Raw genomic sequence first — 27,000 nt, forward strand, 5'->3', positions numbered from 1 at the left:
GCTAAATATGTGATTGAGAAATATAATCCTATGCAGAAGATGTGATTAAACTAAATCATGTTTGTTCCCAAAACAAACTATTAATAGTCAAAATAATAAGGTATTATTAGCTATCCTAGAAGATCGACAGTTATCAAGCTGGATATTAACAACTGATATACAACAGATTACCAGTATACAAACAAAGAAAAACGACTGTTGCAGATGAAGTATCTGCAACCGATCTGCCACCGTATCTTACATACCGCCAAAGACCTATATATCAGTTAGATACATGCTATTTGGTGCAAGTTGCAGATAAAAATCACTTTTAAAACTCTATGTAGTATAAAAACCGGATGATTAAAAATCATCCATATATAATCCCAATGGAAATCTGATTGATAAAACATGAGCTGAAAGCCTAATTTATACATAGACTTTCAGCCCAATATGAATATACATTTTTCAATGAATATGTTTCTTCAAAAAATCTAAAAGTTACTCTTCAATATGCTCAATCCTTTTGATAAGTTCATCACCCAAGGCTGTTTTGTCTTCAATATGTTTCAGTACTGCCGTCACAAACGTATTACTTTCAAAATCCCCGCGAACTTGTTCAAAATCCTGCTTCATCTCATCATGCGAACCATCAGCACCGAATCCGGTCATGGAAGAAAGAGAGAATTCTTTCTTGGCGTCTTCATACACCATTTTATCCAGACCAACTACTGCTTCTTTCCAGGATTTCACAATACGAATCACGTCTTGGGCAGTAATAGTTTCCGGATTCAGTCCATAAAATTCCTGAATCTTATCATAAGCCCAACTCCACTCATATGTATAATAGTTCTCATGCATTTCAGAGAAACAAGCATTTATCGATTTTAAACGATTTATCGAACCACTTTCAATACCATCCAACAATCTGTCGATCTCACTCTTAGGAGCTATCAATCCGGAAATATCCACCCATTCACCCTTACCTATTTCGGTATCCGGCTTCAACCGCTGGCGTATCTCCTGATTACTCTGAAAGTTGATACCTTCCAGACGTTTAATAATAGAGTTACCCAGGAATTTATGAATGGCAATCTCATAGAAACGTATCCCATTATTCAGAGAAGAATTCTTTATTTTTGCACTCTGAAAAGAATATGTTTCAGACGTTTCACCGGATACCCGTCTAAGGTCCTTTAAAATAGAACGCCCTTTGAGCATCTTCTGAATAGTATACGGACTCAGAAGATTATAATTTATATAATCCAGACGATTCGGATCTTTTCGTTTATCACGTTTCGGCCACTTCTGAGCGTCACGAATGGTTCCGACACTTCGCAGGTTCACTCCCGGAACCAGATAAGTAGTATTCCGTTGCTCAATCAAGTAAGAAAAAGGAAGATTAGAAGTATCCGCATGATTCACATGACGTCCCATCACCAGAGAAAAAGCTCCGACACGTGCCGGCCATAAAATGTATGAATCAGAAGTTGTCTTAGCCCCCCTTTCCATCGTTCCCTGATGGATAGGTCCCAACTTATACATATGATTACTCTGATTAGATCCCGAACCTGCATTCATAAACGAAAACATTCCGGCAATCAGCAAAGTAGACTTATGATGCGTCACTGTAAAAGGACCTGCAAAGATTGCACAGGCTTCACCATTCTCTCCTTGACAATTGCTGAAAAACAAAGATTCGGAAGCAGAATAGTTATGTCCTAACTTACAAGATTGCCCAACAAAACAACGGGTTAGCATTGATCCATCATCACATGGGAACCGGAAGAAATAATAAAGTCATCACAAATCACTCCATGACCGATCCGTACAGGAGCTGTCACATTGCTGTTGATACTTCCATTGGTCAAACGACAAGTTCCGCAAATATGTGAATAATCACCGATACGAACGTTTTTAATGGACCCTGTATTAAGAATCATTACATGATCTCCTATACTTCCCACAGTAGCAGCATGCTTGTTGGAATAATAATCCGTTATCGATTTCATTCGATTGATCAGTTCCGGACGATGGCGATACAAAGCCATTATATACGCCTGATGAGCTGACAACTTATCGTTTATCAGCACTTCCCGACCACCGGTTTCATTTAGGACGGCAACTTCTACCCCATTACCAAAAGTGCTCAACCCGTCTACCAGAATGATATCTACATTCTCAATAAAAGTATCATTCCCAATCTCATAGTTTGCAATGTAATTTTGGATGTTCTCAATGCAGCAGTTATCCCCTACCACTACATTATGCAAAGTAACATGCCGTAATCCCGAGTGTTTTTTGATTCCTCCCGGCAAAGTAAATTCGGCGTCGAACACACCTAGCTTCACTTCGCCCGAGAATCGAGTGTGATGAACGCATTCACTATTAAAACCTTCGGCAACCAGCACATTCCCCCAATCATCAGCCAGACACGACTGGCTCTTTAGCTGAAGCACCTCGTCTTCAGTCAGTCTACGATAATCTTTCATATAGATACAAATTATGCACCGCCTTCCCCAATTTGCAAAGCGGTACATTAGATTAATTACTCTTCCTCTTCGTAGATCTGATAAAGAAAATCGTTATAGGGGTATTTCTGAACGTGCAATTCTTTCACTCGTTGATACACAACACTTTTCAGTTCGTCCATATTGATTCGCTCGCGGGCGGAAATAAAGAGGCAATTATCCTCCATCTTAGCCATCCACGTCTTCATCAGTTCTTCGAGTGTTAAGTTTTCCTTTGTTCTGGGGGTAAGGTCGTCCGACGCTTTCTCCACGTAGGTATAGGCGTCTATTTTATTAAATATAAGAATCATAGGTTTTCCGGAACCACCGATATCGGCAAGCGTTTTATTCACCACTTCTATCTGTTCTTCAAATCCCGGATGAGAAATATCGACAACATGCAGCAACAAGTCAGCCTCGCGCACTTCATCGAGTGTCGATTTAAAAGAATCTACCAGATCCGTTGGCAATTTACGAATAAATCCGACTGTATCGGACAATAAGAACGGCAGGTTATCAATAATGACTTTACGGACAGTCGTGTCCAGTGTTGCAAACAGTTTATTCTCTGCAAACACCTCACTTTTTGACAACAAATTCATGATGGTCGATTTTCCTACATTGGTATAACCTACCAAAGCAACACGAATCATCCGCCCACGATTTTTCCGTTGAGTTGATTTCTGCTTATCTATCTCAGCCAGACGTTCTTTCAACAATGACATACGGTTTAAGATGATACGACGGTCCATCTCGAGCTGTGTTTCACCCGGTCCGCGAAGACCTACAGAACCACCTTTACCACTTCCGCCTCCGGAACCACCTCCCTGGCGTTCCAAGTGCGTCCACAATCGTTGTAAACGGGGCAACATATATTTGTATTGGGCAAGCTCTACCTGCGTTTTAGCATTAGCTGTCTGCGCACGCATTGCAAATATATCAAGAATCAGAGAAGTACGGTCGAGTATCTTTACTTTCAGTTCAGCCTCAATATTACGAATCTGTTTAGCGGAAAGCTCATCATCAAAGATCACCATTCCTACTTCACGTTCTTCTTCGGCTTCATGCAAAATATATTCTTTTATCTCATTCAATTTACCTGTTCCAACATAGGTCACCGAATTAGCTGTCGGCAACTTCTGCGTAAATCGTTTCACTACTTCCGCCCCAGCCGTCTCGGCAAGGAAAGCCAGTTCGTCCAAATACTCAGTGGTCTTACGTTCATCCTGCGTTTGAGTGATGATTCCCACCAGTACAGCTGTTTCAACCTGGGCTTCGGAGATTACAAATTCTTTCATTTCTTCTGTTCTATATAAAAATATGGCGGCAAATATAACAAAAAAAAAGAGGACATTGTTGTATTCCTCCTATTTTCATATTACTCTGATCTTGTTTTTCATATCACTCACCGCCCAAAAGAGTGGTCCGTTCCAAATCACGCACAATGGTAATATCCATTATATTCGTGTAAATCTGAGTCGTCTTTACACTTTTATGCCCGAGTAATTTCTGTACGGTTGTTATATTTGTTCCGTTATAAATAAGCAAAGTGGCATTGGTATGGCGGGCCATGTGAAAAGTGATGTTCTTTTCTATGCCACATGCTTCCGCTACATCTTTAAGATACTGGTTCATCTTCTGATTGCTGAGGATGGGAAGGATGTATCCTTTCTTGCTGACTCCCTTGTACCTCTCAATCAGTTCCATTGGAATGTCCAGTATAGGTACATTGACAGGGGTGTCAGTCTTATGACGATGGGTCATAATCCACTGATTGCCGTCAAACGATGTACGGATATTCTCCGCGCGGAGTAGTTTGAGGTCAATATAAGCCAGTCCTGTATAGCAGGCGAAAAGGAACACGTCCCTTACCTGTGCCACTCGCTTGGATGTGATTGGTGTTTCGCGGAGGATCTTCAGTTCTTCCTCGGTTAGATAGCCACGGTCAACACGTTTCAGTCGTATTTTATAGTTGGCGAACGGATCACCTTTTATATATCCGTTATTACGGGCACGGATAATAATCATCTTGAAAGTCTGGAGGAACTTCGCTGTTGTGTTCTCATTGCATTTGCTGACCGTGCGAAGGTAGCATTCCAAGTCAGTGATGAACTTGTGTCCGATTTCCACTAATGGAATGTCTGAAAGTTTGTATTTAGCCTTCAGAAATTCCTGAACGCGACGGTAGCAGCGGTCATACTTCTGTACCGTTGCTTTTGTACGGCTTATGCCAAGCAGGGAGCGACACTCGTCAACGTACTCCTTGAACAGTTGCATAAGAGATTCTGTACGGACTGTTATGCCGAGAAAGGCATTGCGCACTTTCTCAGCAGTCACCAACGCATCATATCGCTCCAGTTCATAATAGTGATTGCGGATGGAAGCTCTCATGTCATCAAGTGTACGGTTAAGCTCCTTGTCCGCTTTGCTCTTTCCGTCAACATGGTTGGTGTCGGCATCCCATTTGTTAGGGTCTGCCGACAGTTTGGTACTGAAGGCAGTCCGCTCTCCATTGACGGAGATACGCACCATGATAGCGCATGTGCCATCACGGTTGACGTGGTTGGTTCTGAGGTAGAACCGGATGTTAAGATTGCTCTTGCTCATATGTTAAAGTGTTAAATATTATCCTTTGCGTGTTGTGTAGCAGATTGTAGCCGCAAAGGTATTCACTACACTTGGATTATGAGCAGACAAAAGTATGACAAATCACGCCGTATCAAATAGTTAGTTAAAAATTTGCTACACGCTTTCTGGCTCTCTTGCCGTGTAGCATCTGTGTAGCACAACTATGTCAAAACGGGGCGTTTTCGTGGCATTTCAGGGCATACACCCAAAAACAGAAAACCCTGTAAGTGAACTACTTACAGGGTTTTCGCAATGGTTTTGGCGGAGAGGCTACCCCCGAACAACTCGTGGAACTTGAGAGCCTCTTTGGACCGAACCGGAATAACGAACGTATAGAACAGATGCGTGAAGACGTGGAAGCCTACGAGGAAGCGGTACGGAGACAGGCCACCCTGACCGAGCAGGCACGGCTGAAAGAACAGGCCGCGAGAGAACTGAACAGCAAGGCGAAGTCCATCAAGGACAAGTCAATTACGGACAAACCTAAAAATTAAGCCTATGGCCAGTGTGAAAGTGAAATTCAGACCTTCCACCATAGAGGGAAAGGAAGGAACCATCTATTATCAGATTATCCAGAACCGTGTAATCCGTCAGCTAAAGACGGATTACCGGATATTTACGGATGAATGGAACGAAGCCGGAAGCTGTATCTTTGTCGGTCGTTCGGAGCGAAGCAATCTGCTCCTTTCCTTGCAGGAACGCATGGAATGGGACCTGAAACGGCTGGACATGATTATCCACCAACTGGATAACCGAAAAAGTACATATACAGCGAATGATATTATAGTTGCCTTTCAAAACAGGGTGGATGAACAGTCATTTTTTAATTTTATGCAGGGCATCATCAAACAATTAGAATTATTGAACAAAATACGGACATCAGAAACTTATACAGCGGCATTGAACAGTTTCATGAAGTTTCGCTATGGACAAGATATCCTTCTTTGTGAAATTGATAGCGATATGATGATGCTATATGAGGCATGGCTGAAAAGCAAAGAAATCTGTCCCAACACAGTTTCATTTTATATGCGTATTTTGCGTGCCGTGTATAACCGTGCCGTGGAAAAAGAACTGATTGAACAGAAGTACCCGTTTAGACATGTTTATACAGGCATTGACAAGACAGTGAAACGTGCTGTTCCTCTAAAAGTCATCAAATATATCAAGGAACTTGATCTGACATTGAAGCCGCATCTTGATTATGCAAGGGATATGTTCCTTTTTTCGTTCTACACCCGTGGAATGTCATTTGTTGATATGGCATATCTGAGAAAATCGGATTTGAAAAATGGTATTCTGACATACAGGAGAAAAAAAACTAGCCGGCAACTCACCGTTAAATGGGAAAAGTGTATGGGAGAGATTGTAAATAAGTATGAAAGTTATTCTGACATGCAATATCTGTTGCCAATAATCACCCGATGTACCGATGAACGGATACAGTACAGAAATGCCATCTCTCGTGTAAACATTGCATTGAAAGAGATAGCCCGTTTAGTCGGTTTGGCTCATCCGTTGAGCATGTACTGTGCAAGACATGCCTGGGCAAGTATCGCTAAAAGCAAAAATATCCCTCTTGCAGTCATTAGTGAAGGTATGGGGCACGATTCAGAAGAAACGACACGCATCTATCTTGCTTCGCTTGACACGAATGTGGTGGATAAGGCGAACGGACTTATTCTGAAAGACTTATAACAGGACAGGCATGAAAATTGTTTAGTAAAAAGCCGAATCTCTTGATAAGAGTTATAGTTATGATGCAAAGGTACACAAAATACTGAAGAATAAGCATAAACAACTTGTTGATAATGCCATAAATTGTATTAAAACTATCCGCCTGTTGAGCCAATCAAATTCTCATAGGTACAGAACATACTGATTTTCAAATGTGATTTTACTTGCATTTATCTCTTATCAAGAGATGAATTTCAAGGAGATACTGCATAAATTCCGTACCGAATCATTCACGGAAAAGGAGAAAGGTACAAAGTTCGAGCGACTGATGCGCTCATGGTTGCTGACAGACCCACGTTACAACGAGTTGGAAAAAGTCTGGCTATGGGAGGAGTTTCCGGGACGTAAGGATTTCGGAGGTACAGACACAGGTATAGACCTTGTGGCAAAGACAGAAATGGGCGACTATTGGGCCATCCAGTGCAAGTGTTATGCCGAGGATGCCACAATAGACAAGCCTGCCGTGGATTCGTTCCTTGCCACCTCCAGCCGCACATTTACAAATGAGGTTACATTTCAAACAACCCGTTTCTCCAATCGCGTATGGATTTCTACTACCAGTCATTGGGGGAGCAATGCCGAGGAAGCCATCCGTAATCAGGAACCGCCAGTGACACGTGTCGGCATGGCCGACCTGAATTCATCCCCAGTGGATTGGCAAAAGCTGTTGGATGGTCTTACGGGAAACTCAGCACTCATAGAAGGCAAAAAACCGCGCAAACATCAACTCGATGCCATATCCAAGGCATACATGCATTATATTACAGAGGGAAACGACCGTGGTAAGCTCATCATGGCCTGCGGTACAGGAAAAACCTATACTTCGTTGCTTATCGCCGAACAGTTGTTGAACGGCAAGGGGCTGGTGTTGTTTATGGTTCCGTCCATCGCTCTGCTGGGTCAGTCACTCAACGCATGGTCAGCTGATGCGGGAAAAACCATAAAGGCGGTCTGTATCTGTTCGGATTCCAAGGCTTCGCGTAAGATACAGAAAAACAAATATGATGATGCAGATGACAGTGTGGTAGACCTTGCCGTACCTGCATCTACCAATCCGAAGTCCATCGCCTCGCAACTGAAGAAGTACCGCAGCCATGATGGACTGGTGGTAGTGTTTTCCACATACCAGTCCATTGATGCCGTGTCAGAGGCACAACAGGAAATACTTTCCGAAACAAACGGCGAATATGGTGTGTTCGACTTCATTATCTGCGACGAGGCACACCGCACTACGGGTGTAAAACTGTCTGATAAGGACGAGAGCAATTTCACTAAAATACACTCCGATGACAATGTGAAAGGTCGAAAACGGTTGTACATGACCGCTACGCCGCGCCTGTACGGTGAATCGGCCAAAGTAAAGGCTTCTGAAAAGGACTGTATCCTCTGCTCAATGGACGACAAGGCACTTTATGGAGAAGAGTTCTATCGTGTGAATTTCTCCTATGCCGTACAGAACGGGCTGCTGACCGATTACAAGGTGCTTGTCCTTACTGTCGGTGAAAACGATGTGCCTGATAATATAAAGCGGGACATCACCGATACGACCACCGAACTGAATTTTGATGATACGTCCAAACTTATCGGTGTGATCAACGGCCTCTCAAAGATGATACAGGGTGATGATCATCGCACATGGGATGCCGATCCACACATGATGCGCCGTGCTGTGGCGTTCTGTTCGTCCATTGACAAGAGCGCAAGCAGGACGGGCATCGCATCCAAATATGTTGCTTCCGTACTGCCGCAAATATCGGAAAAGTACGACAAAAATCTGGATGCGGAAAGCCTATCGCATACCGTTTCGATAACCGCAAAACACATAGACGGCTCTATGAACTCACAGGAACGAAATGGAATTCTGCAATGGCTGTCTGATGAGCCGGACAATGACCGAGAGTGTCGGGTGGTGACCAATGTGCGTTGCTTGTCCGAAGGTGTAGACGTACCGTCGCTTGATGCTGTACTGTTCCTTTCTGCCCGTAATTCACAGGTGGATGTGGTACAGTCTGTTGGCCGTGTGATGCGTACTTTCCACAAGGGACAGCTCGATGAGAAGAAATACGGATATATCATCATCCCTATTGTCGTGCCTTCTGGTGTTTCAGCAGAAGAAGCACTTGATAATAGCAAGACCTTTGATGTAGTTTGGGAAATCCTGAACGCGCTACGCTCTCACGACGACCGTTTCAATGCGATGGTGAATAAGATTGCGCTCAACAAGCAGAAACCAAACAAACAGTCCTACACTCCGTCAGTCACTATCGGCAGGCCGGGATTAGGCTTTCAAGAGGGAGAGAGTGAGGCACGGGAGCTGGAGAATGCAGAAATCGCACGCCAGTTGGAACTCAGATTCGGCGAGTTGCAGGACGGCATGTATGCCAAGCTCGTGGAAAAGTGCGGCGACCGCCTATATTGGGAGAACTGGGCTAAGGAAATCGGACTCATCGCGCACAAGTTCATCGAGCGCATATCCAAACTTATCCAGTCCGGCATACACAAAAAGGCGTTCAACGAATACCTCAAGGGGCTACAGCGCGACCTTAACCCGTCAGTAGATGCGGCACAGGCCATCGAGATGCTGGCACAGCATATCATCACCCGTCCGGTGTTCGACGCTTTGTTTGCCGATTACCAGTTCGTGAACAACAACGCCGTAAGCCGTTCCATGCAGCGCATGATAGACCTCTTACAAGAACAGGCTTTCGAGAAAGATACCGAGATACTGGATAAATTCTACGAATCGGTACGCATGAATGTTGGTGGCATTGATAATTTGGAGGGAAAACAGACCATCATCAAGAACCTATATGAGAAATTCTTTAAGGGCGCATTCCCGCTTACAGTGGAAAAACTGGGCATTGTTTATACGCCCGTAGAGTGCGTGGACTTCATCATCCGTTCTGTGGATGACATTCTTAAGGCGGAGTTCAACACTTCGCTGACCGCACAGAATGTACATATACTTGACCCGTTTGTGGGCACAGGTACGTTCATTACGCGATTGTTGCAGTCCGGTCTTATCCGCCCCGAGGATATGGAGCGCAAGTATCTTAATGAAATCCATTGCAATGAAATCGTGTTGCTGGCCTATTATATAGCTGATGTGAACATAGAATCGGTGTTCCATGAGATAACCCGTCGTAAAACTTACCTGCCATATAGCGGAATCTGTCTGACTGACACCTTCCAATTGGCAGAGAAAAAGCACAACGAGCTTTTCACGGAGTTCTTCCAGGACAATTCCAAACGGGTTAAGAAGCAGATGGCCACGCATGTAAGGGTGATTGTGGGGAATCCGCCATATTCCGCCAAACAAGGTTCGGCTAATGATAATGCACAGAATCTTTCCTATCCAAATTTGGATATGCGAATAGCAAATACATATGTAAATGAATCAAGTACGACTTTGAAGAATTCCCTTTATGATACTTATATTAAGGCATTTCGTTGGGCATCTGACCGAATACCTGAAAACGATGGCGGAATAGTAGCTTTTATAAGTAATGGATCATGGCTTGATGGTAATGCACAAGATGGTATGCGTCGATGCTTTGAAGAAGAATTTACCTCCATCTATGTACTGAATCTGCGCGGTAACCAGCGTACTTCGGGCGAATTGTCGCGCAAAGAGGGTGGCAAAATCTTTGGTAGCGGTTCACGCACTCCCATTGCCATTACTTTCCTTGTCAAGAATCCGGCAAAGAAAGAGCTAAAGACGGGCATCCATTATCACGATATTGGCGATTACCTTACTCGTGAACAGAAGCTCAAAATGGTCAAAGATTTCCGTTCCATTTCTTCACAGAAATTGGACTGGCAAATAATCACTCCTAACGAAAAAGCAGATTGGATAAATCAACGTGATGGAATATTCGATAATTTAATTCCATTATTTGATAATACGATTGGGCAAGGTTTTTTTAATTATATACCTATTGGTGTGTTATCCTCCGTGATTCATGGGTATGCAATTTCGATAAAAATACTCTGCTGAGCAATATTAATCGTATGATAAACAATTATAATACATCTATTAGTCATCGGAAAGCAGAGGATTTTAATTATAATCCAACGCAAATTGGGTGGTCTGCTAATCTAAAAAAAGTAGCATTAACAGGACACTTACTAAATTTTATCCCTGAAAGTGTAACAATTTACACCTATAGACTTTTTCAAAAATCATATTTGTACTATGAACGTTCATTAATAGAACGTCCAGGGCAATGGCAGCATATTTTCCCACCTAACTGCTACAACCAAGTTATTGGTATGAAGGGAACAGGTGGGAATAAGGATTTTTCCTTATTTTTATATAATACGATTATTGATTACAATAATTTTGAAGCTGGAACAAAATGTTTTCCTTTATATTGGTATGAAGAAAACAAAAATCGAGAAGGAACTCTTTTCGATGATGCAGAAACTAATCGTTATATCCGTCGCGACGGCATCACAGACTGGATATTGAAAGAAGTCCGCAGTCGCTTTGGCGGCTCACGAGCCATTACTAAAGAACATATTTTCTACTATGTGTATGGATTGCTTCATTCCAAGCAATACCGAGAGCGTTTCGCCGATGATCTGAAGAAGTCATTGCCACGCATTCCCATAGTGGATAACGTACAGGACTTTATGGCTTTTTATAAAGCCGGAAAGGAACTGGCCGACTTACATTTGAACTATGAGCAAGGCATCAATATTCCTGCTACAGAACAAGGCGCAGTCGCTTATTCGGAAATGTCGGCGCAGGCACAACGTACACTCGGTGTAATTGTTACGGGAGACATTGACATTTGGCAGGACGAGTGGACCGAAGAAACATACCAATACTTTGCCGTGGAAAAGATGCGCTTTGCCAAAGTGCGTGACGAAAACGGAAAGCTCATCGCCGACAAAACACACATCATCTACAATAGCCACATTACCATTGAGAACATTCCGCTCAAAGCCTATGAGTACATCGTCAATGGTAAGTCAGCCATTGAATGGATAATGGAACGCTATGCCGTAACCATTGATAAAGCATCCCAAATCAAGAACAACCCCAACGATTGGTCAAAGGAACGCGAGCAACCCCGCTACATCCTCGACCTACTGCTTTCAGTCATTATCCTCTCTTGCAAAACGGTAGATGTCACATCCACATTTCCATTTTGCAAATGGTAATTTCAATAAACAAAACGAACTGTGGTAATATACAATTTTGCCACAGTTCGTTTTGTTTTAAGAATTTAAGTATTTTGTATCAAATTGTACGATGCGCTCTAATGTAATTTCTCATACATTCTATGGAATCTTTTAATTCTTGTTCGCTATAACTATTATTGCGATTTTCTGGATGATGAATGATATGCCGAATTTTTTCCGTTTTAGAAATTTGTAAATTTGATGTTGTTCCGTTCTTATTCAATTTTGTATAATTGACTTTTACCTGATGCCCATCATAATCATTTTTCCAACCTTCAGCTTCTATATAACCATATAACGCATTGTGATAATCTGTTGATGATACATCAAAAGCTTGAAAATTAATCTCAGCCGCTAAAGTATATGGTAATACTGCTGGGGCATCAATACTTCCTGCTGAGATGTTTCCCATGCTATCTTTTAGAATTATAACTTTTGTATCATTCAAGTCTTGCAGGGCTTCACTAATAACACCCTCAGAATGGCTTGCAAAAAATAATTGAGCTATTTGTACCTCATTATTATCTGTAAAGAGATTTTTATAATATCTTAAAATGTTTTTCTGCCATTTAGGTGCATACTTAATTCGGGCTCATCAACCATGATTATAGCACCATTAAGCTGATTTATGTTTCTTAAAAGATAAGCCCCCCTAAATACAATTTGTTTTTCTCCTGTACTTAGATCATCTATCGATATTTCTACTCCGTTTTTCTCAAATAATATAACCTTTTCACCATCAATATTCCCGACTTTTTTGTACTTTACCTTATCAAAGAAATTATTAAATGCTTTTTTAAATCTAAAAATTTTCGAATTGTGTTCAAATTCAGAAGTAGTCATTGCTGCTTCCCCACGGCTTTCCCTTTGTGTATTTATATCATAATACTCTTCGTTATCTTGATTTTGAATATCAACAATAAGCTGCTTTAATGATGTAAAATTGTCTTCTTTATCAGAATCGTATTTATTCTTGTCTAATTCATTTGTTTTTACAGACTCTATTTTGCTAGTTTTATAGTCCGCTCTAGGCCTCGAAAACACACATCCATACGACCTTGGATCTTTTTCATCAGATTGAATGGTGCTTGGGTTATTAACTTTATCTGAACGTATATTTTCAGCTGTATCATTCTTCACATCAAATCGTGTAAAGAACGTGTCATTTGATTCTGGAATCATTGGAGGTTTGAGAATATACAATTCGTTATTTACCTCATATTCTATCATGTCAAATGGCTTAAAACTACCAATGCACAGGAAGGTATTTAGTGTTTCCAAGATGGTCGTTTTTCCACTCCCATTTTCGCCTGCAAAAACAATAGTTGAAAAAGGATGATTAGTTACTGGATTTACAAAATCCAATTCAAGATTTCCTAATATAGGATGATTTGTCCATTTAACTTTTCTTATCTTCATAAACTTCTAATATTAATTTGTTAGTACAAAATTACAGTTTTATTACTTGTTAGCTAAGTAGTTATCAAAAAAATCACTAATATTGCATAGGTATTTGTAAATGTAATACAATAATGACAAATAGAACAGCTACCTCAGTATTGTTTGGATTTGATTTTCAAGCGAACGCAGCAATAGTGTTAATGCTTGAGAATATTAAAGATATGTCCAGTATCCGTTTAGAAGGATCTGAAGATATAGAAATCAATCTAAACAATGGCAGCAGTATTTTGGCTCAAGCAAAGTCTGTTGTAAATAGTAGTACTGACTTCTCAAATGTACTATCCAATCTTAAAAAGTCTATAATATCTTTATCAGAAGCAGAGCATAAATTGGGAGTAGTGAAAGAACTTATATATATAACTAACACTCCAAACCCATTCAATGAGAAACAATTGAACCCTATATTTTATGGTGCTTCACAAAGGGATTATAGCTCATTGCCAAGACCTTTAAAAGATAAAATTAATAAGATAATCTCTAAGATTGAAAAGCCTCTTGATACGAGTAAATTCAAAATACAGATTTTACCTTTTGAGACAGATAATGACAATGAAAGATATAAATGTGTTATGAATGCTATTGGTGATTTCATTCCCAAATTAGGAAATATATCTATAGCTAAAGACAACTTACACGGAATTTGGGTAAAAGATCTTTTTAGAAGTGGAACGAAAAGGATGTCTGATATAAAACTAACTAAAAAAGATATTATATGGCCTTTAATAGTTCTTGTAACTCAAAATGAAAATTATGATGAAGATGAATTTGATGATTCTGAGATATATGAACTATCGAGAAGTTACGAAGCAATTATAAATACCTGCTCGGAAAAATACGAATTTGTAACTAAGGTGCTATGTGCATACAATGTTTTTTATAAAGAAGCAAAACAAAGTGAAAGGAAACGAAAATTTATAGAAATGGAGAGTAGTAAGTTCGCATATCTTTTTGAAGGGGAAAGTGTATCTTTATCTAATACTCTACAAGAAAAACTCCTACAAATTATTGTTCGCAATATTTTGAACAAACGTATTCAAATAGACAATATTAAGAATGCTGTGAATCTATGATTTTCAATTCAATCTATATCGAAGAGGCTGGTAATAAACGTTTGATTGTTTTCTCTGATAGAAACAATCTCATACATAGCCTTGCAAATAGTAAGGGTAAAACGACTTTACTAAGACTTATGTTATATTCAATCGGATATAGCATACCTAATACTAAGCATATTAAATTCGAGAACTGCAAAGTCGAAAGTCAAATAACTTTGGATAGTGGAGAGGTTTTAGTATTATGTAGAGAATCGAGGGATTACATTGAATTGAAACAGAATGATTCTGTAGTAACATATGTTTTGCCAAGTGATGAAGCGGCCCTTCATAAAATTATTTTTAAAGCCAATTATCCAGAACTAATAAATAATCTTTTAGGAATATTCTATTTTGACCAGGAAAAGGGATGGACTTTGCTTAATCGAGGAGTTGTCATTGGAAGTATTCGCTTTAATATTGAGGAACTAATTAGAGGCATTGCAGAGATTGATTGTTCTGAATTATATAGACAAAAGGAGACAAAGAGACAAGATCTTTTGAAATACAAACAGATGTTTAGTGTTTCTAAGTATCAAGAAACTATTGATTCCGAATCCAATAATCTTGCAGGAGAATCATACAATTCTTTGATTGATAGCAAAATCAATCAATGTAAGATGCGGCATAATCTATTGAAAAAAGAACTATCTCGGATAGACAAAGTCCTTAAAGAAAATAAGCATTTTAGAAACTTTATTGGAGAGATTGGTTTATTGGTAAAAACTCCAAATGGAGATACTATAGCTGTAACAGAAAATAATATTGTGGGTCTTAATGATGCCATAGATTTTCTTGTAGCAAAGCGTAAACTTATAGCGACACAATACAACCAGATTCAAGCAGAAATCTGTAAATATGAGAAAGAACGTAGATTTGAAGAACAACAGTTGTCTTTTTTTGATAATGTTGAAACAATAGCCGACATATTTGATAAAAGAATCTCAACAATTCCTATTAATGAAGTAGCTGTAAAAAAAGGAATAGCAAAGTTAGAAAAGGAGATTGCTGAAATTAATTCAAAAATAAAGGACTTAACACGTGCTGCAAATAGTGTTATAACACCAATATTTAATAATACAAGGAAGTATCTTACAGAGTTAGGATTAGATGGAGAATCTATCTCAGAAAAATATTTGTTTACATCAAATTTGAAAGAATTATCTGGAGCAATTTTGCATAAAACAGTTTTTGCTTTTAGATTAGCATGTTTATTGGAAGTTGAAAAACATTTAAATATAAAAATGCCAATAATTCTTGATTCTCCTAGTGGAAAAGAAATTGATCATCAAAATATCGAAGCAATGATAAAAATTTTGAAACGAGATTTCTCTGAAAATCAAATAATTATTGCCTCTATTTACGAATATGATTTAATAAATATAAATAAAATCAATATTGTAAATAGACTAATTGAATAATTGCTTAAATTATAAATCAAGTAATTGAATATTAGATCAATTTGATATATTGCATTTCGATAATGTCTTGGTGAATTGTAGAGTATTTTATAGAATAATTAAATTGGGAAAACATGAAAGGATTACCATTACAAGTAAAGTCTTGTCTTGATAAAGCATTAGATTCCGCATTATTAGCAGTAGAGACGTATAATAAACCTGCTGTTAAATTTAAATCGGGCGGATACATTGTTTTAATGTGTATAGCATGGACTTCTTTATTACATGGAATCTTTTTAAGAAAAAAGATTAAGCCAATATATAAAGAAAAAAATGGCCGATACAAAAAGGTAAATGGAGAGATTCAGTATTGGGAACTAAAAACGTGTGTCGCAAAATATTTTGTTGACAGCAACAATCCTATTCGCAAGAATTTAGAGTTTTTTATACCGTTAAGAAACAAAATTGAACACAAATTTTTACCTGAATTAGATTCTAATATTTTTGCAGAATGCGAATCCTTATTATTGAATTTTGATAAAATCGTGGAAGCTGAATTTGGACATAAATATTGTTTGCGCGAATCGTTATCTTTTGCTTTGCAGTTATTTCCATCTTCAGAGACATTAAGTATGGCTACAAAAGCAAATAAAGACTATGATAGTATAGTTTCCTTTATTAATCAATATCGTTCTTCTATAACTACTGATGTATTAAATTCAGGTGAGTATGCTTTTAAGGCCTTTTTAATTCAGGTTGCAAACCATAAATCTAAAGATGCATTGCCTATTCAATTTTTTTTCTTTTGATAAAATGACAGATGAAGAAAAGAAAAAAGTCGAAAGAATCGCTGCATTAATCAAAGAAAAACATATTCCCGTTGCAAATGATGACAAAATAAAACCTGGTACTGTTGTTGAAATGGTCCAGCGAGCTTTAGGAAATAAATCAATAGTTAAGGGAAAGAAAAGAGTAGATAAATTCAATATGGATACACATACAAGGTGTTGGAAAAAATATAAAATAAGACCAGAAACAGGTAGTTCACATCCAGAAAGAACAAATACTAAATATTGTGTTTATGATTCTATGAATAAAAATTATGGCTATACACAAGCGTGGGTTGATTTTTTAATTGAACAAATGAATAAGGATGAAGAATACAACTCTCTTTTTGAATGAAAGCAAAATAAAAAGTATATGGTTTTGCTGGTTTGTTTGAATATAATTATATCTTTGCGAAACTTATTAAGTAGGCGTTCCTTTTAATAATGCAGATTTAGACAAATAAGGGAACTTAACTCGTTTCTAAATCGTTACCTGTCTAAAAAAATAGAACTTGTAAGTTTCTTATTTTCAATGAATAAGAAAAGATTTAATGCCTAGCGGTGTGAAAAGAAATATGTTTATCTACTCCCGCCAGTTTAGCCAAAGCATTCAATTCTTTATTCACATTTGAATTATCTTCCAATCGGAAAAAGTCATTGAGAGTATCCTTGTAACGTTCTAAAACCAACAGTCCTTTCCCGCCAAATAACAGATACAACGGAAGACGTACTTCAATCTTGGTTTTAACGGATTTATAAACCAACCATGTCTCCTGATAAAGTTCTACAATATTAGCAGCAGTCAGATTCACAAAATCGGAATATCGCAATCCGGCATAACAGCAGAATAAAAAAGCATCTTTGGAATGCTGTAACTTTGCGTATCGTCCTTCCAATTCTAAATTTTCTATTTTACGAAGTTCTTCCGGAGATAAATGCGTATGCTTCCCTTCCACATTTTTTATTTTATATTTCCTGAAAGCATATTTTCGGATATCCATATATTCTTTATTGATAGCCACATTCACGTAACGTTTCACATGTTTCATGTGTTTGGCTATTGTATTAATGTGGTATCCTTTCGATTGGAGAAAATTATCAAATGAAGAAACGAATTCAAAGGTTAAATCAGCAAAACGAATTTCTTTTTTAAACTCCTGCAACAGCTGGAGAGTAGAAAGATGATTTTGTTTGGTACATTCTTTTAATAAGGAGTTTTTTATTTCTTCTTTGACAAATGTCAGAAAGGAATTTCGACTGTCTGTTGTTGATTTGGTTACCGTATCCTTTAATAATTCCAACGAGATTGTTTTTCCCTGTTGCCAAAGTTCCAGTTCCTTTTGTTCGAGGATAGCAACAATTCCATAAAGCATACGATTCAAAGCTTCTTTATTAGGATGCTCTTTCACCATTCTCCGTTTAGTATCCCATTGTTCAGGCCGGAGATAAACTCTGGTCGAGAAGTAAATCTTCCGTCTATTCAGATAAGCTTCCACTTGTACAAGTGCATTACCCTTCTTGTTCAGTTTCTTTTTCCGGTTATATACAAGGCTATAGCTAATCTTTCCCATACTTTTAATTTTAAATTAATACTATGAACAAATTAGATGTAGCTATGTATAATTGATAAAAAAGAATAAGTCCTACTATCTGCAAAAACGTTAGTGAATCATTCCCAACATCCCTTCTTTCACAATATCGGTCAATATTGGTTTTGCTCCGCTCACAAAACATTCTACCGCAATTACCATCAGGATCAACCCCATCAAACGCATCATTACATTATTACCAGTTTCTCCCAACACATTCACCAAACGTGTAGAAGCGCGGAGAATGAAATAAGTAATGAGATAGATCAAGGCAATAGTTCCAATTAAAACACCTTTCATTTCAAAAGAATTCGCGTCTTGCATCAATACGATTGCATTGGCTATCGCGCCCGGTCCACACAGCATCGGTATCCCTAAAGGGGTAATGGAGATATCGTCAGCGTAAGTTTTGATTTCTTCGTCCTTCAGTTTCATCGGTGTATAACGGGCTTGCAACATGTCAAAACCTATTTTAAAGATAATAACGCCTCCTGCAATACGAAAGCCATTGGTCGATATACCAAAGAATTTAAAGAGGAACTGCCCTGCAAAAACAAATACCATAATCGTTATAAACGACACAATAGTCGCCCGACGCACAATTGCCCGACGTTCTTGATCTGTCATTCCATGTGTCATAGTGAGAAATACGGGCATGGTTCCCAAAGGATTAGTGAGCGTGAAAAACGAAGTAAAACAGAGCAAAGAGAACGGAAGAAGCGTACTATCCATAACTTTATCGTATTTTTATGCATTTATTAAACGCAGCAAAAATACGACTTAATCCATAAAAACTATAATAAATCCATTAATTCTTTCAATGAATGAATCTGATAAGTAGGATAGAATGGGAAAGAATTCCGCTCTGCTACATTATAATAAACCTGAGACATTCCAACTCCGTATGCACCAGTTATATCAGCTTCCCAACTATCCCCTATCATTAGTGAAGTACACAAATCGGACTGAGTAGCTGACAAAGCAAAATTGAAGATTTCCGGCCAGGGTTTCAACACACCTATATCTTCCGATAGGATCACCTTTTTAAAATAATGATCGACTCCCGCCGAACGCATTTTATGTGATTGCAATTCACGAAAGCCATTAGAAAGAATATACATATTATAACGAGGAGATAAATATTCCAATACTTCCTGTGCATAAGGCATCAAACCGCTCTTGGTAGGAATAATCGCAAAAAAGTCTTTTGAGAATTGCTCGGCTAAGGCCTTATCATTCACTCCAACCGATTGGAGAGGAAACAAAAAACGCTGATGGTTCAGCTCGTCTTTCGTTATCTTTCCATCACCGTATTCAATCCAAAGTTCGGCATTCCGTTGCTGATAAAGCATATAGTAATGGTCGAATGAATCAAAGTAACGATCCAATGAATAGTTATGGTATACTTCTTCAAAAGTTTCACGAGCATTCTGAGAGAAGGCCCAGATTGTATCATCAAGATCAAAAAATAAATTCTTATAGTTCATTAGTAGTTTTATATCGACATAGAAAATAAAAAAGCCAATGTGCTGATTACTCAGGCATCGAGGTATCAGCACATTGGCTATTAAATAAAGATTATCTATCTTATTTTACCAGGATAACCAGGTATTTGGATACACTCCAGAAATCAGTAGGATTGGTAATCTTCAAAGTCAGCTGACCTTTATCGTCCTTAACTAGTTCGTAAGAACCTGCAGGATGAGCAGTCAATAACTCAGCACGTTTAGAATACAGCTTGATTTCTTTGGTTGTACGAATGTCGATTTGAGTAAAGTAGTCTTTATTGAAATCTGCACTTTTTAGTACATCTCCGCTTTCCAGAATCTTCTGAGCTTTCAATTCGGATTTGGTACCAAACACAAACCATGCAGCATTCAGGCTCTTTTCCTGTTCAGCAACAGTCTTAGCTTTTGCCTCATTTTCGGCTGTCAGAGTTTCTTTAGTAGCGGCCAATTCGCTAACTGCCGCATCCAATTCCTGAATACGAATATTCTTGGAAGCTAATTCAGTTTGAAGTTCTTCAATGCGTTGTTGCTTAGCATTCAATTCTGCAGTTAAAGCTTCTACTGCTTTTTTCAACTGAGCAGAATTAGATTTGCTGCTTTTCAACTGCGCTTGTAGTTTTTCAATCTGAGTTCTATTTTCATCCATCTGCTTAGTGATAAATTCTATATCAGAAGCAATCTGTTGTTTAGCACTAATTGCATTTTCAGTAACAGTACCACGCTGCAAATCTACACGACTTTCAGCTGCATTGATCTTACGGAAACCTTCCTGGATCTCGTTGAAAGTTCCCATCATATCATCCAATTCAGCATTGCGCTGTGTTAATTCCATCAATAGAGAGTCATTTTCAGCTTTCAGGTCTTTACTTCCACCCTTTAAGCCATCACACGAAGCCAACATAGCTGCGCATACAAATAAAATTGCTAACTTTTTCATACGTTTACATTTTACGTTTTTAAATGAAGTTATTTTAAATGTCTATTCCTGCAAGTACTATCACAATCTCGCCACGTGGTTCGGTAGCGGTAAAGTGTTCCACCAATTCAGCCAAACTTCCACGCACTGTTTCTTCATGGATTTTGGATATTTCACGTGATACAGTTGCCTGACGTTCCGCACCGAAATACTCAACAAACTGAGTCAGTGTTTTCAACAACCGATGAGGGGATTCATAGAATACCATCGTCCGATGTTCTTCTGCCAATGCTTTCAAACGTGTCTGACGTCCCTTCTTCTGAGGAAGAAAACCCTCGAAACAGAACTTTTCATTCGGCAAGCCCGAAGCTACCAACGCCGGAACAAAAGCGGTTGCTCCCGGAAGACATTGTACTTCGATACCGTTACGAACACATTCACGAACAACCAGAAATCCAGGATCCGAAATACCCGGCGTACCGGCATCCGAAATCAGTGCGACTGTTTCACCTGCCTTTACTCTATTAACAACGCTCTCCACCGTTTTATGTTCATTAAACTTATGATGAGATTGCATTGCATTCTTTATTTCAAAGTGTTTCAATAAGATTCCGGAAGTACGTGTGTCTTCCGCTAAAATCAGATCGGCCTCTTTCAACACTTTAATAGCGCGAAAAGTCATATCTTCCAAATTTCCTACCGGTGTAGGCACTACGTATAACTTTCCCATATATCTTATGCTGATTGATTAAAATATTTCTTTAGTAGCTCCAGAAAGTCATTGTGAGCTTCATTTTCTTCATTAATAGTAACCTTCGAAGAAAGAAAAGCCATAGCTGCTTTATAAGACTCATTACCGATATTTGTTCAATGACACGATTCATCAAGCTACTGTCTCCGTCAAACAGTTCACGCGAAAAGCGGAAAGAGTCATTCAGACTTATGGAAGAACGTAAACCTTTCGATATTTTTATGCTTTCTCCCAAAACAGATGTTTTAACTTCATCCTTCAAAACGGGTATGTTACTTTGTTCTTCCACGATAACTTGTGCTCTTTCTTCTACCTTTTCGTAGATAAGAACACTCTCTGTTACAGGAGATTCTTGTACAGACAGTTCTTCCTCGGTCAGAGATTCTGCCTCTATACTACTTTCTGCTGCTTTATGAGGTTCTTCTGTTTTTGGAAGTTCTTTTGCTATTTGAGGCTGCTCATCCACATATGATTGTTCTGCAGTTTGAGATCGTCCTGTCACTTGTGACGTCTCTATTACTTCAATCTGCCCTGTTTTTTGAGATTGCTCTGTCATTTGAGATTGTTCAGTCACTTTCACTTGTGTCTGTTCTTTTATCCGAGGTCTTTCAACAACAAAATATTCTTTCACAGCAGGCAGTTCTTCGTTTCTCGTCTCTGTTACTGTAACTTCTTCCGTTAAAGTTGTTGTAATTTCCTTCACTGTTTCTTTAACAACAGACGGTTCTTCAAGCAAAGCATTCTTTGTTATAGAAACGTCTTCTTTAACATCGGAATTCTCTATAATAGGAATAAAACTTTTTTCTGGATTTTCTATAGCTATAGAAGTCAAGGGAAGTTCCCGGTCAGAATCCAACTCTTGTAGCAGCTGTTCCAAACGCCCTTGCATTTGCAAGATATTACGCTTCAACAGTTCCGTTAAAGTCGAGTTTGGTTCCTGAGAAAATGACTTCATAAGGCATTTCAACTCCTGAACATCCAACTCTATATCTGCCAATAGTTTCTGTTTCATGTCCCTTTATCGTTATTTATTATGCGAATTTAGAAATAAATTGCGCAATAACTTAAAATAAAGAATAATTTAACAGTTCTTATACATAAAAGATTCTGCTTTAAAAGCTTCACTTAAACATATATATGGAGATTTTCTAGTATTATATCAGAGATATCTTACAGTAGATATAGGAATCTTATTTCTTACCACCAGATTAATAAAGGGATACGAAAAATAAAAAATTCTCCATTAACAATGAAATTTCCAAGGTTATATTATCTTTGTACACATATTCATTTAATAAAGATAACACAAAATCACATGGTTTTATTTTCAGAAGATCACATACTTGAGACTAGAAGAAGAGGTAGAATAGAAGTTATTTGCGGTTCTATGTTTTCAGGGAAAACGGAAGAGCTAATTCGAAGAATGAAAAGAGCACAATTTGCCCGGCAGCGCGTAGAGATATTCAAACCGGCCATTGACACACGTTACTCTGAAGAAGAAGTTGTTTCTCACGACAGTCATTCTATTGCATCTACTCCCATCGACTCATCGGCTAGTATTCTATTGTTCACTTCCGAAATAGATGTTGTCGGCATTGACGAAGCACAATTCTTTGATAATGGGCTGATTGATGTATGTAATCAACTTGCTAACAACGGTATTCGTGTAATCATCGCAGGATTGGATATGGACTTTAAAGGAAATCCATTCGGTCCGATGCCCCAATTATGCGCTATTGCCGATGAGGTTTCTAAGGTACATGCAATCTGTGTAAAATGTGGTCAGCTAGCTTCCTTTTCTCACCGTACAGTAAAAAATGACAAACAATTTCTTTTAGGTGAGACCGCAGAATATGAACCTTTATGCAGAGAATGTTATCTTCAGGCACTAGAAAAAGATAAACAAGTATAATCTCAATAAGAACAGATATGGAAAGGAAGAAAATTACATTTGACAGTTTTATACGTGGCTCTATCGGATTGGTTTTAGCAATAGGAATATTAATGTTGGTACAACGTTTAAGCGGAGTGTTATTACCTTTCTTCATTGCCTGGTTAATTGCCTACATGATTTATCCTTTAGTAAAATTCTTCCAATATAAATTACGTTTAAAGAGCCGGATTATATCCATCTTTTGTGCTCTATTTTTGATTACAGTTGTCGGAGTTGCTTTATTCTATCTGTTAGTACCACCAATGATCACAGAAATGGGTAGGATGAATGATCTTTTAGTTACTTACCTCACTAATGGAGCAGGAAATAATGTCCCCAAGACACTTTCTGAATTTATCCATGAGAACATTGACTTACAAGCATTAAACCGTCTATTGAGTGAGGAAAATATTCTTGCAGCTATCAAAGATACGGTTCCTAAGATGTGGGCTTTAGTGGCAGAGTCTCTCAATATTATTTTCAGCATTTTCGCTTCTTTCATCATACTATTATATGTTATTTTCATATTATTGGATTATGAAGTTATAGCCGAAGGATGGTTGCACCTGCTCCCCAACAAATATCGTAAGTTTGCCTCTAACCTGGTTTACGATGTACAGAATGGCATGAACAAGTATTTTCGCGGCCAAGCTCTTGTTGCATTCTGTGTAGGAATTCTCTTCAGTATTGGTTTTCTAATTATCGATTTCCCAATGGCTATCGCCCTGGGACTTTTCATCGGTGCTCTGAACATGGTTCCTTACTTGCAAATAATAGGTTTTTTCCCTACAATTATATTGGCCATCCTCAAAGCTGCCGATACGGGACAGAACTTCTGGGTTATCATAGCATGTGCATTAGCAGTTTTTGTCATCGTTCAAGCCATACAAGATACTCTACTTGTTCCTAAGATCATGGGAAAAATTACAGGATTAAATCCTGCAATTATCCTTTTGTCACTCTCTATTTGGGGGTCATTAATGGGAATGCTAGGCATGATCATCGCCTTGCCACTCACAACTTTGATGCTTTCCTACTATCAACGCTTTATTATCAACAAAGAACAAATAAAATATGATGAGGTAGAAGTTATTGATAATCAAGAAACAAGCAATAAAGAAGAAAAATAATTAGCACTTTTTTCTACAAAATACTTGCAGATTAAATAAAAGTCATTACCTTTGCACCCGCAATCAGGAAATAACTGATTTGCAAATAAGGATTGATTCGCTAGCTCAGCAGGTAGAGCACAACACTTTTAATGTTGGGGTCCTGGGTTCGAGCCCCAGGCGGATCACTTTTAAAATACTGAAAATCAAGCGGTTATCTAAAACAGATAATCGCTTTTTTCTTTATATACGCTACGTTTTGCTACGTTTGTGTAAACCAGTGTGTAAACCGGAAAACCAGGTCAGTCCGAAAACTGTGGGTATGTTACGTTAATAAGCTTTTTAAAGTACAAAAACAAGACTGGAACATCGTAATTCTATAGGGTCAATTTTTATTATAATTTCAGTGGATCAGTTGTGGTTATAAAGGTGAGTCAGAGAACTTTTATAATAGTGGGTCAAGCGACTTTATATTTTCCAATTAATTCTTTTTCCTTTTTAGAAAGAGATTTATAGACAATATCATAAGATTGTTGTACAAGTTCTTTAATTGTGCGATCCGAAACATCTTGATTAAAGTAAACACTAATCCAGTGATGTTTATTCATATGCCATCCCGGTTTTATACCCATATAGGAAGCTTGAAGTTCTAAGTTTCTATCCGGTGCACATTTCAAGCAACAAAAATCGAATATCTCAATATTCACAAAACAAAACCATTTACTCCCGATATAAAAACAAAGAACATCACGACTGTATTTATCCGAAACATCCAAAAAAGGCATTTTTTCCTGCACCCCTTTAAAAGACTGACAATAATCTCTAAATTCTTCTATATTCATCATTCAAAGTTTTAAAACTCTACATTCACATCTATTTTTCCAAAAGTCATTTGCACATCACGTTTCATTAAAAACATCTGAACATTGCAAATGTACATGATAAATTTCAGATTCTCGTCTTGCAAACTACAATATTTGTTTAAGTAGGTATGTAAGTAACATTGGCGGAAGTTACTTCAATATGGTTTCTTCTTAGGTGATGAAAAGGTAACAAATCAATAAACCCTATATAGACAGCAATTAAATGTAAGAAATTGATATAAAAACACTTTAGACTAAAATTAATAGTAAAATAGTTGGAAATGCAATTCTTTTTTTGTTAGTTTGTATTTCAGCAGACAGCGGTAGCTTGCAAGAATCAATACAATTGTAAATTCAAATAAAATACATTATGGAAAAGGCAAAATTATTATGTTTGTGCTTTTTGTTGGCTGGAGGTATATTCTCGTGTACGTCCAAAGATAAAAACAATGCGACTATCGCTAATAACAGTAGTGAAAACACACTCACCTTGTGTGATTACAGTAAAGTGACTGACACAATTGATGTACCTCTCAGTGAATGGGTAGAAGACTGTCAGCTTGTTCATTTCGACAACAGTGATTCCGCATTATTTAAATTCTGGTGGCCGACAATTACCGATCACTATATCGGCATCCGTCAGCATGGAGGAGTCTACAAACTGTTTGACCGAGAAGGAAAATATCTATATGACATCGGAAAAATAGGACAGGGTCCAGGTGAGTATAGTGGTTCTCTCTATAGTGAAGTAATTGACGAAACAGGTAAAGCTATTTACTTGGCACCTTTCTCTAACAGTTCTAAGTTGTATAAGTATAATATAGACGGTACTTTTGAAAAATCAATCGATCTTAAAAATGATCTAAACAAACCCAAGATTGCACTAAATAGTGATGGAAGTATTTCTTTAGTCAATCTTTGTTTTGATAAAAAAGGAATATTTTCAGCAGTTGTTGATGCCAACGACCAAGTAACTACATATCTTGGAAAGGCAGAAGATATAACCAACCCATTGGACGAAAAAGGTAATTTCTCAGGTTTTACCAACGAAATCTGGTCATATGGAAATACCTCAGACTTAACTTATATGATTACCGGTAATGATACCTTATATATATATGATGCGCAAGCCGGAGCTTCCAAGCCCCTATTTGCCTTAAGTAATCTACCAGAAAAAGAGGATTTCTTCAAAATCTATTTTGATCTTCCACAAAAATATATTGTAAATCTTGGAAGAAAAGGTGCAATTGCAGTAGATAAAAAGACGCAAGATACACATTATATCCGACTGAAAAACGACAAATTTGGAGGAATAGGCGCTCCCCTTTGTTTCACAAACGGTTATTTCTTTGCAATGTATGAACCGATCCATTTAATGAATGCTATTGAAAAACGGTTATCGGAAAGCAGTTGCACGGAAAATGATAAAAAAGTATTAAAAGAACTATTAGGTTCTCTGAACGAAGATGATAACAATGTAATGTTTGTAGGCAAGTTGAAGAAATAAG

At 38.1% G+C, this 27,000-nt stretch carries 18 protein-coding genes, 1 tRNA gene and 4 pseudogenes; 11 read left to right on the top strand and 12 right to left on the bottom strand.

Annotated elements, in window-relative coordinates:
• Nucleotides 1-480: 480 nt before the first annotated feature.
• The 3 genes and pseudogenes from JCM17102_RS26135 to JCM17102_RS04170 form a co-directional block, all read right to left on the bottom strand.
• Nucleotides 481-2,471 (bottom strand): annotated as a pseudogene (locus JCM17102_RS26135) (DUF4954 family protein).
• Between the two features lie 56 nt (nt 2,472-2,527).
• Nucleotides 2,528-3,787 carry a GTPase HflX gene (gene hflX, locus JCM17102_RS04165; RefSeq protein WP_025074113.1) on the bottom strand — a complete coding sequence of 420 codons (1,260 nt, stop codon included), beginning with the start codon at nt 3,785-3,787 and terminating at the stop codon, nt 2,528-2,530.
• A gap of 103 nt (nt 3,788-3,890) precedes the next feature.
• Nucleotides 3,891-5,096, bottom strand: a complete 1,206-nt coding sequence (locus tag JCM17102_RS04170; RefSeq protein WP_025074114.1) for a site-specific integrase — start codon at nt 5,094-5,096, stop codon at nt 3,891-3,893.
• 284 nt (nt 5,097-5,380) lie between these two features.
• Between JCM17102_RS04170 and JCM17102_RS04175 the strand changes: the two are divergent.
• The 3 genes and pseudogenes from JCM17102_RS04175 to JCM17102_RS26140 form a co-directional block, all read left to right on the top strand.
• Nucleotides 5,381-5,611, top strand: a pseudogene (locus tag JCM17102_RS04175) (hypothetical protein); the annotation flags it as partial.
• Between the two features lie 4 nt (nt 5,612-5,615).
• Nucleotides 5,616-6,815, top strand: a complete 1,200-nt coding sequence (locus JCM17102_RS04180; RefSeq protein WP_025074116.1) for a tyrosine-type recombinase/integrase — start codon at nt 5,616-5,618, stop codon at nt 6,813-6,815.
• 226 nt (nt 6,816-7,041) lie between these two features.
• Nucleotides 7,042-12,023: pseudogene (locus tag JCM17102_RS26140) on the top strand (DEAD/DEAH box helicase).
• A 79-nt stretch (nt 12,024-12,102) separates the two neighbouring features.
• Here the strand turns inward: JCM17102_RS26140 and JCM17102_RS04190 are convergent.
• Complete coding sequence (locus tag JCM17102_RS04190; RefSeq protein ID WP_148302041.1) at nt 12,103-12,492, bottom strand: hypothetical protein; 390 nt, start codon at nt 12,490-12,492, stop codon at nt 12,103-12,105.
• 101 nt (nt 12,493-12,593) lie between these two features.
• Nucleotides 12,594-13,463 (bottom strand): AAA family ATPase, encoded by an 870-nt coding sequence (locus tag JCM17102_RS04195; RefSeq protein ID WP_025074118.1) that lies wholly within the window; start codon nt 13,461-13,463, stop codon nt 12,594-12,596.
• Between the two features lie 113 nt (nt 13,464-13,576).
• On the opposite strand from JCM17102_RS04195, the gene JCM17102_RS04200 reads away from it, so the two are divergent.
• The 4 genes from JCM17102_RS04200 to JCM17102_RS31280 all read left to right on the top strand — a co-directional run bounded on the left by JCM17102_RS04200 (nt 13,577) and on the right by JCM17102_RS31280 (nt 17,178).
• Entirely contained in the window at nt 13,577-14,575 is a 999-nt protein-coding gene (locus JCM17102_RS04200; protein WP_025074119.1) for a hypothetical protein, read from the top strand.
• A gap of 200 nt (nt 14,576-14,775) precedes the next feature.
• The gene (locus JCM17102_RS04205) at nt 14,776-16,017 is read left to right on the top strand and encodes a hypothetical protein (RefSeq protein ID WP_275564325.1); all 1,242 of its coding nucleotides are present in this window, start codon (nt 14,776-14,778) and stop codon (nt 16,015-16,017) included.
• Nucleotides 16,018-16,130: 113 nt separating this feature from the next.
• Entirely contained in the window at nt 16,131-16,805 is a 675-nt protein-coding gene (locus JCM17102_RS31275) for a DUF3644 domain-containing protein (protein WP_275564326.1), read from the top strand.
• 4 nt (nt 16,806-16,809) lie between these two features.
• A complete protein-coding gene (locus tag JCM17102_RS31280) occupies nt 16,810-17,178 on the top strand; it encodes a hypothetical protein (protein ID WP_275564327.1) in 369 nt (122 codons plus the stop codon).
• Between the two features lie 196 nt (nt 17,179-17,374).
• Here the strand turns inward: JCM17102_RS31280 and JCM17102_RS04215 are convergent.
• The 6 genes and pseudogenes from JCM17102_RS04215 to JCM17102_RS32345 form a co-directional block, all read right to left on the bottom strand.
• Nucleotides 17,375-18,394 (bottom strand): annotated as a pseudogene (locus JCM17102_RS04215) (site-specific integrase); the annotation flags it as partial.
• Between the two features lie 90 nt (nt 18,395-18,484).
• Nucleotides 18,485-19,144, bottom strand: coding sequence for a MarC family protein (locus JCM17102_RS04220; RefSeq protein WP_025074122.1), 660 nt, complete (start codon nt 19,142-19,144; stop codon nt 18,485-18,487).
• 62 nt (nt 19,145-19,206) lie between these two features.
• Nucleotides 19,207-19,899, bottom strand: coding sequence for a YjjG family noncanonical pyrimidine nucleotidase (locus tag JCM17102_RS04225; protein ID WP_025074123.1), 693 nt, complete (start codon nt 19,897-19,899; stop codon nt 19,207-19,209).
• Between the two features lie 100 nt (nt 19,900-19,999).
• The gene (locus tag JCM17102_RS04230) at nt 20,000-20,857 is read right to left on the bottom strand and encodes a Cbp1 family collagen-binding glycoprotein adhesin (RefSeq protein WP_025074124.1); all 858 of its coding nucleotides are present in this window, start codon (nt 20,855-20,857) and stop codon (nt 20,000-20,002) included.
• A gap of 34 nt (nt 20,858-20,891) precedes the next feature.
• Nucleotides 20,892-21,566 (bottom strand): 16S rRNA (cytidine(1402)-2'-O)-methyltransferase, encoded by a 675-nt coding sequence (gene rsmI, locus JCM17102_RS04235; RefSeq protein ID WP_025074125.1) that lies wholly within the window; start codon nt 21,564-21,566, stop codon nt 20,892-20,894.
• Nucleotides 21,567-21,597: 31 nt separating this feature from the next.
• A complete protein-coding gene (locus JCM17102_RS32345) occupies nt 21,598-22,599 on the bottom strand; it encodes a DUF8457 domain-containing protein (protein WP_051572765.1) in 1,002 nt (333 codons plus the stop codon).
• A 303-nt stretch (nt 22,600-22,902) separates the two neighbouring features.
• Here JCM17102_RS32345 and JCM17102_RS04245 point away from each other — a divergent pair, with 303 nt between their 5' ends.
• From JCM17102_RS04245 to JCM17102_RS04255, 3 genes are all read left to right on the top strand, one after another.
• Nucleotides 22,903-23,499 (top strand): thymidine kinase, encoded by a 597-nt coding sequence (locus tag JCM17102_RS04245; protein WP_025074126.1) that lies wholly within the window; start codon nt 22,903-22,905, stop codon nt 23,497-23,499.
• A gap of 17 nt (nt 23,500-23,516) precedes the next feature.
• The gene (locus JCM17102_RS04250; protein WP_025074127.1) at nt 23,517-24,650 is read left to right on the top strand and encodes an AI-2E family transporter; all 1,134 of its coding nucleotides are present in this window, start codon (nt 23,517-23,519) and stop codon (nt 24,648-24,650) included.
• Between the two features lie 94 nt (nt 24,651-24,744).
• Nucleotides 24,745-24,817: transfer RNA gene (locus JCM17102_RS04255), tRNA-Lys, on the top strand.
• Nucleotides 24,818-25,087: 270 nt separating this feature from the next.
• Here the strand turns inward: JCM17102_RS04255 and JCM17102_RS04260 are convergent.
• Nucleotides 25,088-25,471, bottom strand: a complete 384-nt coding sequence (locus JCM17102_RS04260; protein WP_025074128.1) for an MmcQ/YjbR family DNA-binding protein — start codon at nt 25,469-25,471, stop codon at nt 25,088-25,090.
• A gap of 391 nt (nt 25,472-25,862) precedes the next feature.
• On the opposite strand from JCM17102_RS04260, the gene JCM17102_RS04270 reads away from it, so the two are divergent.
• Entirely contained in the window at nt 25,863-26,999 is a 1,137-nt protein-coding gene (locus tag JCM17102_RS04270) for a DUF4934 domain-containing protein (protein ID WP_025074129.1), read from the top strand.
• The last annotated feature ends 1 nt before the right edge of the window (nt 27,000 follow it).

It is taken from the genome of Bacteroides faecichinchillae JCM 17102, assembly GCF_000614145.1.
Classification (GTDB): Bacteria; Bacteroidota; Bacteroidia; order Bacteroidales; family Bacteroidaceae; genus Bacteroides; species Bacteroides faecichinchillae.

Coding starts and splice junctions, on each gene's coding strand:
- JCM17102_RS04225 (WP_025074123.1), bottom strand. CDS start 19,899: ATGAACTATAAGAATTTATTTTTTGATCTTGATGATACAATCTGGGCC.
- JCM17102_RS04220 (WP_025074122.1), bottom strand. CDS start 19,144: ATGGATAGTACGCTTCTTCCGTTCTCTTTGCTCTGTTTTACTTCGTTT.
- JCM17102_RS04245 (WP_025074126.1), top strand. CDS start 22,903: ATGGTTTTATTTTCAGAAGATCACATACTTGAGACTAGAAGAAGAGGT.
- JCM17102_RS04180 (WP_025074116.1), top strand. CDS start 5,616: ATGGCCAGTGTGAAAGTGAAATTCAGACCTTCCACCATAGAGGGAAAG.
- JCM17102_RS04230 (WP_025074124.1), bottom strand. CDS start 20,857: ATGAAAAAGTTAGCAATTTTATTTGTATGCGCAGCTATGTTGGCTTCG.
- JCM17102_RS04270 (WP_025074129.1), top strand. CDS start 25,863: ATGGAAAAGGCAAAATTATTATGTTTGTGCTTTTTGTTGGCTGGAGGT.
- JCM17102_RS04195 (WP_025074118.1), bottom strand. CDS start 13,463: ATGAAGATAAGAAAAGTTAAATGGACAAATCATCCTATATTAGGAAAT.
- JCM17102_RS31275 (WP_275564326.1), top strand. CDS start 16,131: ATGAAAGGATTACCATTACAAGTAAAGTCTTGTCTTGATAAAGCATTA.
- JCM17102_RS04170 (WP_025074114.1), bottom strand. CDS start 5,096: ATGAGCAAGAGCAATCTTAACATCCGGTTCTACCTCAGAACCAACCAC.
- JCM17102_RS32345 (WP_051572765.1), bottom strand. CDS start 22,599: ATGAAACAGAAACTATTGGCAGATATAGAGTTGGATGTTCAGGAGTTG.
- JCM17102_RS31280 (WP_275564327.1), top strand. CDS start 16,810: ATGACAGATGAAGAAAAGAAAAAAGTCGAAAGAATCGCTGCATTAATC.
- rsmI (WP_025074125.1), bottom strand. CDS start 21,566: ATGGGAAAGTTATACGTAGTGCCTACACCGGTAGGAAATTTGGAAGAT.
- hflX (WP_025074113.1), bottom strand. CDS start 3,787: ATGAAAGAATTTGTAATCTCCGAAGCCCAGGTTGAAACAGCTGTACTG.
- JCM17102_RS04250 (WP_025074127.1), top strand. CDS start 23,517: ATGGAAAGGAAGAAAATTACATTTGACAGTTTTATACGTGGCTCTATC.
- JCM17102_RS04200 (WP_025074119.1), top strand. CDS start 13,577: ATGACAAATAGAACAGCTACCTCAGTATTGTTTGGATTTGATTTTCAA.
- JCM17102_RS04260 (WP_025074128.1), bottom strand. CDS start 25,471: ATGAATATAGAAGAATTTAGAGATTATTGTCAGTCTTTTAAAGGGGTG.